The sequence below is a fragment of the Roseateles amylovorans genome, assembly GCF_025398155.2.
In the GTDB taxonomy this organism is placed as follows: domain Bacteria; phylum Pseudomonadota; class Gammaproteobacteria; order Burkholderiales; family Burkholderiaceae_C; genus Roseateles; species Roseateles amylovorans.
Genome location: NZ_CP104562.2, coordinates 4,136,710 through 4,153,588 on the forward strand (window position 1 = coordinate 4,136,710; position 16,879 = coordinate 4,153,588).

At 67.7% G+C, this 16,879-nt stretch carries 9 protein-coding genes; 5 read left to right on the forward strand and 4 right to left on the reverse strand.

Annotation, left to right across the window (positions count from 1 at the left end; translation table 11 throughout):
* Nucleotides 1-10: 10 nt before the first annotated feature.
* The 3 genes from N4261_RS17135 to N4261_RS17145 form a co-directional block, all read right to left on the reverse strand.
* Entirely contained in the window at nt 11-3,208 is a 3,198-nt protein-coding gene (locus N4261_RS17135) for a PAS domain S-box protein (protein WP_261756491.1), read from the reverse strand.
* A gap of 122 nt (nt 3,209-3,330) precedes the next feature.
* Nucleotides 3,331-4,209 (reverse strand): YbgC/FadM family acyl-CoA thioesterase, encoded by an 879-nt coding sequence (locus N4261_RS17140; RefSeq protein WP_261756492.1) that lies wholly within the window; start codon nt 4,207-4,209, stop codon nt 3,331-3,333.
* Entirely contained in the window at nt 4,206-5,153 is a 948-nt protein-coding gene (locus N4261_RS17145) for an alpha/beta hydrolase (RefSeq protein ID WP_261760747.1), read from the reverse strand. The genes N4261_RS17140 and N4261_RS17145 overlap by 4 nt, the downstream gene beginning before the upstream one ends.
* A 241-nt stretch (nt 5,154-5,394) precedes the next feature.
* Here N4261_RS17145 and N4261_RS17150 point away from each other — a divergent pair, with 241 nt between their 5' ends.
* From N4261_RS17150 to gbd, 3 genes are all read left to right on the forward strand, one after another.
* The gene (locus N4261_RS17150) at nt 5,395-5,982 is read left to right on the forward strand and encodes a TetR/AcrR family transcriptional regulator (protein ID WP_261756494.1); all 588 of its coding nucleotides are present in this window, start codon (nt 5,395-5,397) and stop codon (nt 5,980-5,982) included.
* An 88-nt stretch (nt 5,983-6,070) separates the two neighbouring features.
* Complete coding sequence (locus tag N4261_RS17155; RefSeq protein WP_261756495.1) at nt 6,071-6,565, forward strand: hypothetical protein; 495 nt, start codon at nt 6,071-6,073, stop codon at nt 6,563-6,565.
* A gap of 225 nt (nt 6,566-6,790) precedes the next feature.
* On the forward strand, nt 6,791-7,936 hold the full coding sequence (gene gbd / locus N4261_RS17160) for a 4-hydroxybutyrate dehydrogenase (protein ID WP_261756496.1): 1,146 nt from the start codon (nt 6,791-6,793) through the stop codon (nt 7,934-7,936).
* Between the two features lie 72 nt (nt 7,937-8,008).
* On the opposite strand, the gene N4261_RS17165 is transcribed toward gbd, so the two are convergent.
* A complete protein-coding gene (locus tag N4261_RS17165) occupies nt 8,009-8,476 on the reverse strand; it encodes a response regulator (protein WP_261756497.1) in 468 nt (155 codons plus the stop codon).
* A 171-nt stretch (nt 8,477-8,647) separates the two neighbouring features.
* Here N4261_RS17165 and N4261_RS17170 point away from each other — a divergent pair, with 171 nt between their 5' ends.
* Both N4261_RS17170 and N4261_RS17175 read left to right on the forward strand, forming a co-directional pair.
* Nucleotides 8,648-14,542 carry a HAMP domain-containing protein gene (locus N4261_RS17170; RefSeq protein WP_261756498.1) on the forward strand — a complete coding sequence of 1,965 codons (5,895 nt, stop codon included), beginning with the start codon at nt 8,648-8,650 and terminating at the stop codon, nt 14,540-14,542.
* Nucleotides 14,533-16,815: a response regulator gene (locus N4261_RS17175; RefSeq protein ID WP_261756499.1), complete on the forward strand. Its 2,283-nt coding sequence runs from the start codon at nt 14,533-14,535 to the stop codon at nt 16,813-16,815. The genes N4261_RS17170 and N4261_RS17175 overlap by 10 nt, the downstream gene beginning before the upstream one ends.
* The last annotated feature ends 64 nt before the right edge of the window (nt 16,816-16,879 follow it).

Here is a 16,879-nt window from a genome sequence, read left to right on the forward strand (position 1 = left end):
ACGCTCACAGTCAAACCGACGCGTCCTCGCGCTCACGCTCGAGCCATCGCAGCAGCAATTCATAAAGCGCCGCCGGGTCGACCGGCTTGCTCACGAAATCGTCCATGCCAGCGATTCGGCATTGGGCCTTGTCCTCGTCGAACGCATTGGCGGTCATGGCAATGATCGGCAGCGCCGCCGAGTCGACGTGTTGGCGGATGGTCCGGCTGGCAGCAAGGCCGTCCAGTCGGGGCATCTGCATGTCCATCATCACCAGCTCGTACCCGCCCTGCAGCACCATCTCCACCGCCGCCTCGCCATCCCGCGCGTGGTCGACCACCAGCCCCGCATCCTCCAGAAGCGCTTGCGCCACCTCGGCGTTGACGTCGTTGTCTTCGGCCAGCAGGACGCGGGCGCCCCGATGGTGCTTCCGAAGGGCCGCCTTGGCATCGAGCACCGGAAACGGCGACGTCGCGCGCGGGGACCCCATGACCCGCTGCATGCGGGCGGTGAACCAGAAGGTGCTGCCGGTGCCGGGGCGACTGGTGGCCCCCACCTCGCCCCCCATCAACAGCGCCAGCCGGCGTGTGATGGCAAGGCCGAGTCCGGTGCCGCCCACACGCCGGGTGGTGGACGGGTCGGCCTGCTCGAAGGCGGCAAACAGTCGCGGCATCACCGCGGCGTCGATGCCGATGCCGGTGTCCTGGACCTCGAAACGCAGCAGGGCGGTGGCATCGTTCTGTTCGACCACCCGGGCCCTCACAACCACCTCACCCTGCTCGGTGAACTTGACCGCATTGCTGACGTAGTTGAGCAGCGCCTGCTGCAGACGGGTGGGGTCACCGACCAGGTCGTGCGGCATCGGGTCCACCTCGCTCCGCAGGCGCAGCGACTTCTCCTCCGCGCGCCCCGCCATCATGGACAAGCCATTGGCCACCATGGACTCGACGTTCACCGGCACCGCCTCCAGCATCATCTTGCCAGCCTCGATCTTGGACAGGTCGAGGACGTCGTTCAGGATCTCCAGCAGGTGCTTGGCGGCCGACTCCAACTTGACCAAGCGGTCGGCCTGTCGGGTGCTCAGCGATTCGCCACGGATCAGATGCGTCATGCCAATCATCGCGTTCAGCGGCGTGCGGATCTCATGGCTCATGTTCGCGAGGAACGCCGTCTTCGCGACGTTGGCAGCCTGGGCCTGCTCACTGGCCTCGGCCAGTTGACGGGTGCGTCGCTCGATGGTCTCTTCCAATTGCTGCCGGTGCGCGATCAGCGCCTGCTGCGCTTGTCGGCGCGCGGCCTCGCGATCGAAATTGTCGAGCGCGAAGCTGATGTTGGCCGCCAGGTCGACCAGCAGCCGCTTCGTCTCGTCGTCGAAGTCCGACGCGCCGTTGGCGCAGATCATCAACGCGCCCACCACTTCTCCCGCTCGCCGCACGGGCAGTGCGGCCCACCCATCGCGGCCGCGTTCGGACGCCGGTTCATGATGACGCCCCAACCGCAGGTCCACGTCAGGATCGTCGCACCACACCGGCTGGCCGCTGCGCATGGCCATCCGGGCCGGCGACTGATCGAGTGCCTCCGCGACATTCAGGCCCGTGCCATGCGTGGCATCCATCGGGATGCCGGCCTGCGCCTGCATCGCCAAACCACCGGCCTCGTCGAGCAGGCCCACCCAGGCCTGCCGCATGCCGGCGGCTTCGACGATGGCGCTGCAGATGGCATCGAACAAGGCGCCCTGCGTCTCGCAGCGTGCCACCGCCGCGTTGCACTGGGACAGACAAAGGTAGATGCGGGCCTGCCGCACGGCGCGTTCGCGCGCTGCAATGCGCTCGGTGATGTCGCGCGCGATCATCGAGGCGCCGACGATGCGACCTTCGTGGTCGAGGATCGGTGACACGGCCACCGACACGACGAGCCGATGCCCGTCGCGGTGCAGTCGTTCGGTCTGGAAATGGGGGACCTGCTCCCCTCGGGCGAGGCTCTGCAGGAGGTCGCGTTCCTCACCCGCCCGCGCAGCAGGGACCAGCACGTCCATCACCCGTCCCACGGCTTCGTCGGCCGAGTACCCGAACAGGCGCTGCGCGCCGTGGTTCCAACTGGTGACGATGCCCTGAAGCGTTCTGCTGATGATCGCGTCCTCGGACGAATCGACGAGCGACTTGTATCGGCTCAAGTCCTCCTCGGCCCGGCGTCTTTCGGTTACGTCCAGCGCGACGCCATCCCAGACCGTGGCGCCGTCGCCTTGGCGCTGCGGGCGAGCGCGCAGTTCGAGCCAACTGGTGCGTCCGTCGCGCAGGTCGAAGCGCAAGGTCGCGCGGAAGTCACTCAGGTCGGCTGCGCTGCGTGCCTCGTCGGCGACATAGCGCTCGCGAGATTCGGGGGACAGCAGCTCGAACAGCGGCTGGGCGTCGGCGATCACCTCGGCGGGCTGAAGTCCGAGCGTGCTTTCGATGCCGCCGCTCACATAGTCAAAGCGGCCCTGGCCGTCCAACACCTGGTAGCGGTAGATGAACCCGGCCGGCAGGTTGTCGCCCATGGAGCGGAGTTGCTGCTCGCTGGCGTTCAAGCGGTCCGCGCTGGTGCGGTGCTCCCACTCGATCCGCTGGGAGTTCATGCTGACCAGCGTCAGGGTGATCAACTGCACCGACAGGATCTGCGCCAGTGCATAGACGTTGCCGAAGCTCTTGATCGTCTCGTACGCCGTGCTGACGTTGGCCAGTTCCTGGGCGGCGCGCGCAAAGGTGATGAATGCAAACAGCAGCAGCCACAACGCCAGCAGCATGTCGTTGGAGCCGAAATGCGGCGGGCGCCGGCGCAGCACGATCACGATCGTCGCCAGACTGAGGCTGCCCGTCAGCAGGCAGTAGGCGACGATGCGCGCGGACAGCATGCCGGGGTCGATGCTGAGGTAGGCGAACGGCAGCAGGAACAACAGGCTGACGCCGACTTCCAGCTGCGCCCCCACGCGAGCCCCCCGAAACTTCAGCATGCCGCGAAACAGCAGCAGGTGGCCGGTCAGCAGCACACCGTTTCGGCCTACGCGAGCCGCCCAGCTCGCAGGCAGCAGGCCCGGGATCAGCAACGCGGCGCCCAAGGCCAGGCAGGCGATCCCGGCCGTCCAGAAGCCGAATCCAGGATAGGTCTTGCGCGTTCGCAGCACCACCGCCATGACCACAGCCGCGGCCGACGACAGCAGCGCGTTGGTGGTCAGCAGTGTGGTGGCGTCCATGGTCGGCAGAAGCGTGGGAGCGTGCCAAGACCGATCGATCTTATAGGACCCAAGGCGGCGACGCGTCCAGAAAGCGTCACGTCTTGCCCCTTCACGCCAGGCTCAGCCCCCCCTGCCGACGATCACAAGGTCCGCACCATCTCCACATGGGCGATGCCGGCCTCTTCAAACACCGGCCCGCGCCGCTGAAAGCCCGAGCGGGTGTAAAAGCCCTCGGCGCTGAGCTGCGCATGCAGCAGCACCTCGCGGTAGCCCTGCGCCCGCCCGGCCTGCATCAGCGCATCCAGCACCTGACGCCCGACCCGGCTGCCGCGCATTGGCGACAGCACCGCCATGCGGCCGATCTTGGCCACGCCCGGCACATGCTCCAGCAGGCGGCCGGTCGCCAGCGGGCGGCCCAGCCGGTTGTAGGCCACCGCATGGGTGCAGCTTTCGTCCGCGGCGTCCCACTCCATCTCGGCCGGGATCTTCTGTTCCTCGACAAACACCGTCTGCCGGATGCGCTGCGCATCCGCGCCCAATTCGCTCCAGCTCCCGAGGCGTGCATCGGTCATCAGCTCGCCGCGCTCGAAGCTCAGCAGCAGATCGCGCAGCGGCTCCGGTACCGGCTTCGGCACGCGGGTGACCGCATCCGCAAAGACATAGACCAGCTCGCCATGCACCAGGCATTCATCGCCCCGGAAGACGCCGCAGGCCATGGTCATCGAGGTGGTGCCCACCCGATCGGTGCGCACGCCGATGTCGATCAGCTCGTCATAGCGGGCGGCGTTGAGGTACTCCAGCGTGGACTTGCGCACGAACAGGTCGCCCTGCAGCGACTGCATCGTCGGCGCATACGGCAGCGCCAGCGCGCGCCAGTAGCCGCCCACGGCCGTGTCGAAGTAGGTCAGGTAGTGCCCGTTGAACACGATCTGCTGCGCGTCGATCTCCGACCAGCGCACGCGCAGCCGTTCGAAGAAGCGGAAACGGTCGCGCGTCGGCGGTTGGCGGTCGGAGCTCATGCGGCGGTCGTGTCCGGTTGGAAGGCGCGTTGAAGGGCAGCAGCACAGGCATCCAGCGCCAGTTCCGCTTCCGGGATGCTACGCCCCATCTTGATGAAGTCATGGGTCACGCCGCGATACAGCTCCAGCTGCACGGCGTTGCCGTTGGCACGCAGCAGATCGGCGTAGGCCAGGCCTTCGTCGATCAGCGGATCCGCCTCCGCCAGGATCAGGCAGGCCGGCGCCAGATCGCCATGGTCCTGCGCCAGCAACGGGGCGAAGCGCCAGTCGTCACGGCGCTCGGTCGGAATGTATTGGTTGAAGAACCACGCAATGGTGTCGGCATCGAGCAGATGGCCCTGCGCGAAGCGGCGATGCGAATCGGTGTCCGCATGCGCGGTCGCACCGGGCGTGATGAGCAGTTGCAGCGCCAGATCGAGGCCCAGCTCGGACCGGATGTCCCGCGCATGCAGCGCCGTGACCGCGGCCAGCGTGCCGCCGGCGCTGTCGCCACCCACCGCCAGCCGACGGCCGTCCAGGCCCAGCGACGCGGCCTCGGCCGCCACCCAGCGCAAGGCGGCCCAGGCGTCGTCCACTGCGGCCGGAAACGGATGCTCGGGCGCGAGCCGGTAGTCCACCGCGATCACCGCCGCACCGCTGCGCAGGGCGAGCTGGCGGCACAGGCTGTCGTGCGTCTCCAGGCTGCCGATGACGAAACCGCCCCCGTGGAAATAGAGCAGCACCGGCAGCGGTGCGCCGTCGTCGCGCAGCGTCGGCGCATACAGGCGTGCGGGCAGTTCCTGAGCGGGCCCCGGAATGCGCAGGTTCTCGATGCGGGCCAGCGGCGCGCGCGGCAGGTCCAGGATCTCCGCCCCCATCAGGTAGGCGATGCGGGCCTGCTTGGGCGACAGGCTGGCGAACGAGGGACGATTGGCGCGGTGGATCCGCTCCAGCACGGCGGCCATGCGCGGTGTCAACAAGGTGCTACTCAACAGGAACTCCAGGGCGTGGGCCCGACCGTCTGCCAAGCCCCAGCACGGGATTTTCCCAGACAACGCCGCGCCGCGTCCGCACGGCACGGCACGGCACGGCAGGCCCGGCAAGCCCAGGCCTCGCCGGACCGCCCGATCGCTCCGGGGCCGCATGACCTTTGACAGTCAGCCTACCAACTAGTAGAGTGCGTCCTCATTCCAACGCTGTGAGCCCATGACCGCCCCCCTCTCCCCCAAAGCCGCAGAGATCGTGGCGCACACCCGCGCCTTGCTGGTGGCCGGCGGCTACAACAGCTTCAGTTATGCGGACCTGGCTGAGCGCGTCGGAATCACCAAGCCCAGCATCCATCACCACTTTCCAAGCAAGGCGGTGCTGGTGCAGACCGTGGTCGCCCAGTACCGCGAGGACGCGCGCAACGGCTTGGCTGGCCTGGTGCAGCAGCTCGACGATCCGCTGTCGGAGCTCAACGCCTATGCCGGCTACTGGTCGGCCTGCATCCAAAGCGGCGAGCATCCGTTCTGCATCTGCGCCATGCTGGTCACCGAACTGCCCACGGTGCCGGACGAAGTCGCCGCGGAAGTGCGCGGCCATTTCGAGGACCTCACCACCTGGCTCGCCTCGGTGTTCACCCGCGGCGCCGCGGCGGGCCAGTTCCACCTGCCCAACAGCGCCACCATCTCCGCACGCGGCTTCATGGCGGTGGTGCACGGTGCCATGCTGGTGGCGCGCGCATTGGGCGATCCCGCCGCCTTCGCCACCATCGTGCAACCGGCCATCCTCCGATTGACCCGAGCTTCCTGATTCCCCCGCACAGAGGCGGCCTATGCCGCCTTTCTTTTCGACCGCGAAACCTACCAACTAGTAGATCGCATCACCATCGAGCTTGATCATGCCCCATCCCTTGTCGACGCTCGGCGTCGTCCATACCCTCATCAGTCTGGTGCCCCTGGTGGTCGGCCTTTACGGCTTCGCGCGCTGGCGGCGCATCGAGCCCGGCACCCGATCGGGTCAGGCCTATCTGATCGGTCTGACCGTCTCGGTGTTCACCTCGTTCGGGCTGTCCAGCACCGGAGGGGTGAACCCGGGCCATGTGCTGGGGGTGCTGGCCTTGCTGGCCGCCTTCGGCGGGGCATGGGTCGCGCCTCGACTCGGGTTCCTCGGCGGACTGCGTCCCTACCTTCAGACCTTCGGGCTCTCGTTCAGCTTCTTCCTGCTGATGGTGCCGGGCATCAACGAAACCCTCAGTCGCCTGCCGGCCGCGCATCCGTTGGCCACGGGTCCGGAGGATCCGGTGGTCAAGACCGCCCTGCTGGCGTGGGTGGTGGTGTTCCTCGTCGGGGTCACCCTGCAGTGCTGGTCCCTGAGGACCCAGCGCCGGGCGTGATCTCCCGCTGAGGATCAGGAGCCGGGCGCGGTCCACTGGCCCGGACCGGCCAGCGCCCTCTCGGTCCACGTTCGGTGGTGTGGATTCGATGGCGTGCGTGGGGCGCGTCTCATGTCATCAAGGTGCTACTCAAGCCCGGCGCCAAGGCTTACGCTGCGCCGTGACGTGAGATGGTGAACCCGTCCCCGCCCTCACGGCGGCGGTGGACCCGACAAGGAGCAAGACATGGCCCTGATCCAGTACCTGACCCATGTGCATCTGGAGGCTGGTGCGCGGCGCCAACTGGCCTCGGAATGCGTTCGGATCGGCATCCGTCGCCCGTTGCTGGTGACCGATGCCGGCGTGAAGGCCGCCGGCGTGCTGGCCATGGTCCAGGAAGCCTGGCCCGGCGAGCCGCTCCCCGTCTACGACGGCACCCCGCCCAACCCCACCGAGTCCGCTGTGCGGGAGGCGGTCGAGGTCTTCCGGCAGGCCGGTTGCGACGGGCTGATCGCCGTGGGCGGGGGCTCCAGCATCGACCTGGCCAAGGGCGTGGCCATTGCCGCGACCCATGAGGGACCGCTGACCCGCTACGCGACCATCCTGGGCGGCGCCGGTGACATCACCGACCGCGCCGTGCCGCTGATCGCCGTGCCCACCACCGCCGGCACCGGCTCCGAAGTGGCCCGCGGCGCCATCATCATCGTGGACGACGGCCGCAAGCTGGGCTTCCACAACGGCGTGCTGATGCCCAAGTCCGCCCTCTGCGATCCGGAGCTCACCCGCGGCCTGCCGCCCGCGCTGACGGCCGCCACCGGCATGGATGCGATTGCGCATTGCATGGAGACCTTCATGTCCGCCGCCTTCAATCCACCGGCCGACGGCATTGCGCTGGAAGGCCTGCGTCGTGGATGGGGCCAGATCGAACGCGCCACCACCCACGGCCACGACATGGCCGCCCGCCTGGACATGATGGCCGCCAGCACCCTGGGCGCCCTGGCCTTCCAGAAGGGTCTGGGCTGTGTTCACTCGTTGAGCCATGCGCTCGGCGGCTTGATGCCCAAGCTGCATCACGGCACCTTGAATGCGGTGTTCCTGCCTGCGGTGATCCGCTTCAATGGCCATCACGACAGCATGCGGCGCGACGACAAGATCGCCCGCATGGCCCATGCCATGGGTCTGCAGCAAGGCACGCCGATGGACGAGCTGGCCGGCGCGGTGAAGGCGATGAATGCCCGCCTGGGCCTGCCCAGCGGGCTCGGCCAGATGGGTGTCACCACCGCGCTTTATGACGCGATCATCGAGCGCGCCCAGCACGACCACTGCCACAAGACCAATCCGCGCGAGGCCTCGGCCAGCGACTATCGCCAGTTGCTGGATGAATCGATGTGAGCGGCGATGACCGCCCGATGACAGACCGGCCGTGCAGCGGCCACACAACGTTCCGCGGCCGGCGGCGCGCGGTCAATGTCGACGTGTGCGATTCCCGTATTCCGGCGCACGGGCCGGACGGAGGGCCGAGGTCGGATTTCCGGAGACGAAATTGCCGGGTCGCGCGGTCAGCAACACCGCCAGCAGGTCGGTGACCTTCAGCGGCTTGTAGAGCAGACGGGCGAATCCGGCAGCGTCCGACTTCTCCTGGGTGATCTCCGGCCCGCCGCCGGTAAGGCAGACATAAGTCACCTGGCGGCCCTCCTCCGCATCGCCCGCCTTGGCCTCGTTGACCACCTGCAGGCCGTTCATGTCGGGCATGTCGAAGTCCACGAACACCAGCTCCGGCTTGAACAGCTTGGCCAACCGCAATCCCAGCCGCCCGCTGTAGGCCACCGCCGTCGCACAGCCATAGCAGCGGAACAGCTCGCTGAGCGTGCGGGCGCCTTCGGGGTCGTCGTCGATGACGAGCACCCGCAGGGCGTTGGGGGTCTGGGACATGGGACGGGGCTCCGGACAGACGGCATCCACGCGGGCGCGGACGGGTTGATCAATCTACCGATCTGGCAATCCGCGTGCCCAATTTCCCCCTCCAAAACCCACCCTGCCCGGCGCGACGTACGGCGATACATTGCGCAGGTTCAGCTGCCGTCGGAACGGCGGGAGAGAGACATGAGTGTGCTGGAGGAAGGTGTGACCGAGGTGCCCGCAGAGCACCTTCAAGCGATGTTGCTGGCGCTGCATGCGCTGCGCCGGGGCGATCCGGATGTCCGCCTCCCGTTCCATTGGACCGGTGTGCCGGGCAAGCTCGCAGATGCCTTCAACGAAGTGGTCGAGCAGAACGCCAGCATGGCCGCGGAGCTGTCGCGGCTGCGGCAGGTCGTCGGGCGTGAGGGCCGGCTCAAGCAGCGGGCCTCGCTGCCGGAGATGCGCGGCTTCTGGGGCCAGTCCATCGACTGCATCAATGCCCTGATCGACGATCTGGTGCATCCCACCAGCGAAGCCGCCCGCGTGATCGGCGCGGTGGCCGAGGGCGACCTCACCAAGAGCATGGCGCTGGAGGTGGACAACCGCCCGCTGCAGGGCGAGTTCCTGCACACCGCCAAGACCATCAACCGGATGGTGGAACAGCTGGGGGATTTCTCCGCCGAAGTGACCCGGGTGGCCCGGGAAGTCGGCACCGAGGGCAAGCTCGGCGGCCAGGCCAAGGTCAAGGGCGTGGCCGGCACCTGGAAGGACCTGACCGACTCGGTCAACTCCATGGCCGGCAACCTGACCGACCAGGTGCGCAACATCGCCGACGTGACCACCGCCGTCGCCCAGGGCGACCTCTCCAAGAAGATCGAGGTGGACGTCAAGGGCGAGTTCCTGACGCTCAAGAACACCATCAACACCATGGTGGACCAGTTGCGCTCGTTCGCCTCGGAGGTGACCCGCGTCGCCCGCGAGGTCGGCACCGAGGGCATCCTGGGCGGCCAGGCGCGGGTGGAAGGCGTGTCCGGCACCTGGAAGGACCTGACCGATTCGGTCAACTCCATGGCCGGCAACCTGACCAGCCAGGTGCGCAACATCGCCGACGTGACCAAGGCGGTGGCGCTGGGCGACCTCTCCAAGAAGATCACCGTGGATGTGAAGGGCGAGATCCTGGAGCTGAAGAACACCGTCAACACCATGGTGGATCAGCTGCGGTCCTTTGCCGCGGAAGTGACCCGGGTGGCCCGCGAAGTGGGCACCGAAGGCAAGCTCGGCGGACAGGCCGATGTGCAGGGCGTGGCCGGCACCTGGAAGGACCTGACCGAGTCGGTGAACTTCATGGCCGGCAACCTGACCAGCCAGGTGCGCAACATCGCGGAAGTGACCACCGCGGTCGCCGCCGGTGACCTCTCCAAGAAAATCACGGTGGATGTGAAGGGCGAGATCCTGGAGCTGAAGAACACCATCAACACGATGGTGGATCAGCTGCGGTCCTTTGCGGCGGAAGTGACCCGGGTGGCCCGCGAAGTGGGCACCGAAGGCAAGCTCGGCGGCCAGGCCGATGTGCAGGGCGTGGCCGGCACCTGGAAGGACCTGACCGACTCGGTCAACTCCATGGCCTCCAACCTCACCAGCCAGGTCCGCAACATCGCCGACGTGACCAAGGCGGTGGCCGCGGGCGACCTGTCCAAAAAGATCACGGTGGACGTGAAGGGCGAGATCCTGGAGCTCAAGGCGACCATCAACACCATGGTGGACCAGCTCTCCTCCTTCGCGGCGGAAGTGACGCGCGTGGCGCGGGAGGTCGGCACCGAGGGCGAACTGGGCGGCCAGGCCGATGTGCAAGGCGTGGCCGGCACCTGGAAGGACCTGACCGAATCGGTCAACTCGATGGCCGGCAACCTGACCAGTCAGGTGCGCAACATCGCCGACGTGACCAAGGCGGTGGCCGCGGGCGATCTCTCCAAGAAGATCACGGTGGACGTGAAGGGCGAGATCCTGGAGCTGAAGAACACCATCAACGTGATGGTCGACCAGCTGCGGTCCTTCGCGGCGGAGGTGACCCGCGTGGCGCGCGAGGTCGGCACCGAAGGCAAGCTGGGCGGACAGGCCGATGTGCAGGGCGTGGCTGGCACCTGGAAGGACCTGACCGAATCGGTGAACTTCATGGCCGGCAACCTGACCAGCCAGGTGCGCAACATCGCGGAAGTGACCACCGCGGTCGCCGCCGGTGACCTCTCCAAGAAGATCACCGTGGATGTGAAGGGTGAGATCTCGGAGCTGAAGAACACCATCAACACCATGGTGGATCAGCTGCGCTCCTTCGCCGCGGAAGTGACCCGCGTCGCCCGCGAGGTGGGCACCGAAGGCAAGCTGGGCGGCCAGGCCGATGTGCAGGGCGTGGCCGGCACCTGGAAGGACCTGACCGACTCGGTCAACTCCATGGCCTCCAACCTCACCAGCCAGGTGCGCAACATCGCCGACGTGACCAAGGCGGTGGCTGCGGGTGACCTCTCCAAGAAGATCACGGTGGATGTGAAGGGCGAGATCCTGGAGCTCAAGACCACCATCAACACCATGGTGGACCAGCTCTCCTCCTTCGCCGCCGAAGTGACCCGGGTGGCGCGCGAGGTCGGTACCGAAGGCCGGCTGGGCGGTCAGGCCACGGTGCGGGGCGTGAGCGGCACCTGGAAGGACCTGACCGACAACGTCAACTTCATGGCCGGCAACCTGACCGGCCAGGTGCGCGGCATTGCCAAGGTGGTGACCGCGGTGGCCAACGGCGATCTGGCCCAGAAGCTCACTGTGGAGGCCAAGGGCGAGATCGCCGCGCTGGCCGACACCATCAACTCGATGACCGACACCCTGGCCATCTTTGCCGACCAGGTCACCACCGTGGCGCGCGAGGTGGGCGTGGAAGGCAAGCTGGGCGGCCAGGCCAAGGTGCCCGGCGCTTCCGGCACTTGGAAGGGACTGACCGAGAACGTCAATGAACTCGCGGCCAACCTGACCACGCAGGTGCGCGCCATTGCCGAGGTGGCAACCGCGGTCACCCAGGGCGACCTGACGCGATCGATCACGGTGGAGACCCAGGGCGAGGTGGCCTCGCTCAAGGACACCATCAACGAGATGATCCGCAACCTCAAGGACACCACCCAGAAGAACACCGAGCAGGACTGGCTCAAGACCAACCTGGCCAAGTTCAGCCGGATGCTGCAGGGCCAGAAGGACCTGGTGACCGTCGGCCAGTTGATCCTGAGCGAACTCGCGCCGGTGGTCGGCGTGCAGCAGGCCGAGTTCTATGTGCTGCGCATGAGCGGTGAGACGCCGCGCCTGAAGCTCTTCGCCAGCTATGCCTCCGGCGGCCAGGCCACCCACGGCAAGGAGCTGGACCTGGGCCAGGGCCTGGTCGGCCAATGCGCGCTCAATCAGGAAAAAATCCTGCTGACCAATGTGCCCTCGTCCGCCTTCCGGGTGGCCTCGGGCCTGAGCGAATCGGCGGCGATGGATGTGCTGGTGCTGCCGGTGGTCTTCGAAGGCAAGGTGCGCGGCGTGCTGGAACTGGCCTCGCTGGAGCGCTTCAACTCCACCCACGAAGCCTTCCTGGACCAGTTGACCGAATCCATCGGCATCGTGATCAACACCATCGAGGCCAGCACCCGCACCGAGGACCTGCTGATCCAGTCTCAGTCGCTCGCCGAAGAGCTGCAGCGCCGTCAGCAGGAACTGCAGCAGACCAACCAGGAGCTGCAGGAAAAGGCCCGCCTGCTGGCCCACCAGAACCAGGAAGTCGAGCGCAAGAACACCGAGGTGGAACAGGCCCGCCAGGCGCTGGAGGAAAAGGCCGAGCAGTTGGCGCTGACCTCCAAGTACAAGTCGGAATTCCTGGCCAACATGTCGCATGAGCTGCGCACGCCGCTGAACTCGCTGCTGATCCTGTCCGACCAGCTCTGCAAGAACAGCGAAGGCAATCTGACGACCAAGCAGGTGGAGTTCTCCAAGACCATCCACGCGTCCGGCAACGACCTGCTGATGCTGATCAACGACATCCTGGACCTGTCCAAGATCGAGTCGGGCACGGTGGCGGTCGATGTCAGCGAGCTGCGGCTGGACGAGCTGCAGCGGTCGGTGGAGCGCAGCTTCCGCCACTTCGCCGATTCCAAGCATGTGGGCTTCAGCGTCGAGGTGCAGCCGCCGCTGCCCAAGGCACTGGTCACCGACGTCAAGCGGCTGCAGCAGATCATCAAGAACCTGCTCTCCAACGCCTTCAAGTTCACCCACCACGGCCAGGTCAGCGTCACCATCGCGGCGGCCGACCGCGGCTGGTCCACCGACAACGAGGCCCTGAACCAGGCCGGCCCGGTGATCGCCTTCTCGGTCTCCGACACCGGCATCGGCATCTCGCCAGACAAGCAGCAGATCATCTTCGAAGCCTTCCAGCAAGCCGATGGCTCCACCTCCCGCAAATACGGCGGCACCGGCCTGGGCCTGGCGATCAGCCGGGAGCTGGCGCGTTTGCTCGGCGGCGAGATCAAGCTGGTGAGCGCCCCGGGTCGCGGGTCGACCTTCACCCTCTATCTGCCGCAGAGCTACACCCCCGCGCGCCTCACCCGTCACGCACGACCGAGCACCCTACCCGCCGGCGTGGTGGAGGCCGCCCAAGCCGTGGCCCAGGCGTCGCTGCAAGGACAGGCGGGCCTGCCGCCCCCGTCGCCCCGATCGCTCCAATCGACGACCCAATCGACTCAATCGACTCAATCGCAAGGAGCCGGGCAGGATGCCGCCACCGAGGCGGACGTCCCCACGTCGGAGGCCGCGCCCGGGCTGCTGGTCGACCGCCGCCGCGCGGCGCTGGAAAGCACGCCCGACAGCGGCATCTTCGCCAACGTCGCCAAGGACGATCGCGACGACATCGCCGCCGGCGACCGGGTGATGCTCATTGTCGAAAACGACCTGGCGTTTGCGGGCGTGATGCTGGAATCCGCACGACAAGCCGGCTTGAAGGGATTGGTCAGCACCACCGGCGCGGGCGCGCTGACGATGACGCAGGAGTTCCGACCCAGCCTGATCACCCTGGACATCTTCCTGCCTGACATGCAGGGCTGGCGCATCCTGGACCGGCTCAAGTCGGACCCGGACACCCGCCACATCCCGGTCTGCGTGGTCTCCACCGACGAGTCCCGCGAGCGCGCGCTCCAGGCGGGCGCCCTGGCCTTCCTGGCCAAGCCGCTGCAATCGCGTGATGCCGTCGACACCGCCCTGCGGGACCTGACCCACTACCTCGAGCAGCCCACGCGGCAGTTGCTGGTCGCGCTGCCCGAGGGCCCCGCCCGCCACGCCCTGCTCGACCATCTGACGCATGAGGTGCAGGCGGTGCTGGTGCATTCGCTGGAGGACGCACGCGCTGCGCTGCCGGGTGTCGACGCGGTCCTGATCGATGCGCAGCACAGCCCCTTCGGCCCGGAGGACGTGCTGGACGCACTGGACCAACGCCGCAGCGTGCTGCCGCTGCCCATCGTGGTCCTGCAGGCCGACGGCCCATCGGACGACCCCGCGCGCGAGGGCCGATGGACCCGACCGCACAGCGGGCTGCTGGTGCGGCAGGCCGAGGCCATCGACGGTGCGCTGATCCAGTTGGCGCAGGTGCTGCACCGCGCGCCGGCCTCGCTCAGCGACGGGGAACGTCAGGCGCTGCAGGCCGAGGAGGTGGACGGCACCCTGGCCGGTCGCAAAGCGCTGATCGTGGACGACGACATGCGCAACATCTTTGCACTGGCCACGGTGTTGGACAGCCACGGCATGCACATCGTCTCCGCCGACAACGGCCGCGAGGCGATCCGTCTGGTGCAAGAGGACCCCACGATCGACATCGTGCTGATGGACATCATGATGCCGGAGATGGACGGCATGGAGACGATGCAGCAGATCCGCCGCCTGCCGCGCGGCCGCGACCTGCCGATGGTGGCGGTGACCGCCAAGGCGATGAAGGGCGACCGCCAGAAATGCATCGAGGCCGGCGCCTGGGACTATCTCTCCAAGCCGGTCGATCCGGCCCATCTGCTCACGGTGCTGCGAGGCTGGCTATGCCGCTGAACGCCATCCTGGACGGCGAGCTGCCGCCGCCCGGCGACGACCGGGCCAGCATCCTCATCGTGGACGACCTGCCGGAGAAGCTGCTGGTCTTCGAGACCATCCTGGCCGACCTGGGACAGCATCTGGTGATCGTGCGCTCCGGCAGCGAAGCCCTGCGCGAGGTGCTGCGCCGCGAGTTCGCGGTGATCCTGATGGATGTGAACATGCCCGGCATCGACGGGCTGGAAACCGCCCGGCTGATCCGCGGCTATCGGCGCTCGGCGCACACGCCCATCATCTTCGTCACCGCCTATGCGGACGAATTGCAGACCTCGCAGGGCTATTCGCTGGGCGCGGTGGACTACATCCTCTCGCCGGTGATTCCGGATGTGCTGCGCAGCAAGGTGCGGGTCTTCGTGGACCTGTATGTCATGCAGCAACGGCTGCGGCAGCAGGCCCTGGAGCGCATCGCGATTGCTCGCGCCGAAGCGGCACAACGCGCGGCCGAGGAAAGCACGCGCCGGTCGATCTTCCTGGCGCAGGCCGGCCGCGAGCTGGCGGATTCGCTGGACGCGGAAGTCGGCATGCGACGCTTGCTGGCCCTGCTGGTGCCACGCTTTGCGCCGCAGGCGCTGCTCTGGCTGCGGGATGCCGGACGCGGCCACGAGCGGGTGCTGCGCTGCGATGCCCCGACCACCGAGATCGAGGCGCCGATCTACACCGACGGCCGTGAGGACCTGCGCTCCGAAGTCCTCTACAACGCCACCCGCGACACGCTGGACGCGCTCACCGGCGCGGCCCTGAGCCACCGCGACGACGCCCACGCCCCGCTGGCGCTGCGCCGCCGCGAGAACCACCACGGCGTGGTGCTGCCGCTGCTGACCGGCGAACGGGTGCTGGGCGGCCTGCTGCTGTGCGAGCCTCACCAGCCGCCGGATTGGCCGACGCTGGAAGAGCTGACCGGCCGCGCCGCGATTGCCTTCGAAAACGCACGGCTGTACGGCGCGCTGCAGTCGGAGATCGTGGAGCGGCGTCAGGCGGAGGCCAGCCTGCTGGAAGCCAGCCAACGCAAGGACGAGTTCCTGGCCATGCTCTCACACGAGCTGCGCAATCCCCTCGCCCCGATCCGCAATGCGGTCGAGGTGATGCGCCAGCTCGCGGCGGACAACGACAGCCGCATGGCGCAGGCGGTCTCCGTGACCGAACGCCAAGTCAAGCACCTCACCCGGCTGGTCGACGAACTGCTGGATGTGGCCCGCATCAGCCAGGGCAAGATCGTGCTGAAGACCGACACCGTGGACCTGCGCCAGATCGTGCACCAGGGCGCCGAGCCGGTGCAGCCGCTGATCGATCAGCAGCATCAGCAGTTGCGGATGTCGTTGCCGGACCGGCCGGTGTGGATCCGCGGCGATTCGGCCCGTCTGATCCAGGTGGTGACCAATCTGCTGCACAACGCGGCCAAATACACCGAGCCCGGCGGCCGCATTGCGCTGACCCTGGAGTCCGGTCCTTCCGGCATTGCACTGGCCGTGGCGGACAACGGCCGCGGCATCGAGCCCGGCCTGCTGCCCCATGTGTTCGATCTCTTCGAGCAGGGCCCGCGCGGCCTGGACCGCAATCAAGGCGGTCTGGGCGTGGGGCTGACGCTGGTACAGCGTCTGGTGCAACTGCACCATGGCTCGGTACAGGCCTTCAGCGATGGACTGGGGCAAGGGTCGGAGTTCCGGGTGCAACTGCCGCCGGCCGAGGTGGACGTTGCCGGCGTGCCAGGCGCGGCGACGCCTCGCGAGCTCTCCGGGGCGCGACCTGGTGCCGCGTCCCATGCCGCGTCCCATGCGCAGCCGGCAGAAGCCACCGGTGGGCCGGCGGACCATGCCGCACCGAGCACCGCTTTCCGCGTGCTGGTCGTGGACGACAACCGGGACGCGGCGGACTCGATGGCGGTGTTCCTGGAGCTGGCCGGCTTCCTCACCGAGGTGGCGCTGGATGGCCCGCAGGCGATTCAGTTCTGCGGCCGGCATGGGCCGCAGGTGGTGCTGCTGGACATCGGTCTGCCGGGGCTGGACGGTTATGAGGTGGCGCGGCGCCTGCGCGCCCTGCCCGAGATGCAGCACTGCCTGCTGATCGCGCTGACCGGCTATGGACAGCAGGACGACCGACGTCGCGCCCATGAGGCGGGCTTCGATGTTCACCTGGTCAAGCCGGCGGATCCGGATGCGGTGGTGGAGCTGATCGAGGAATGGCGGCGCCGCGAGCCGGTGATGGCCTCGACGACCATGGGATCGGGGCGCTAGGACCGGCCCCTAACGGGCGCGTGACGGTCGCGTGATGGGCGCCAGCGCGGGCGTTCGACAGGCC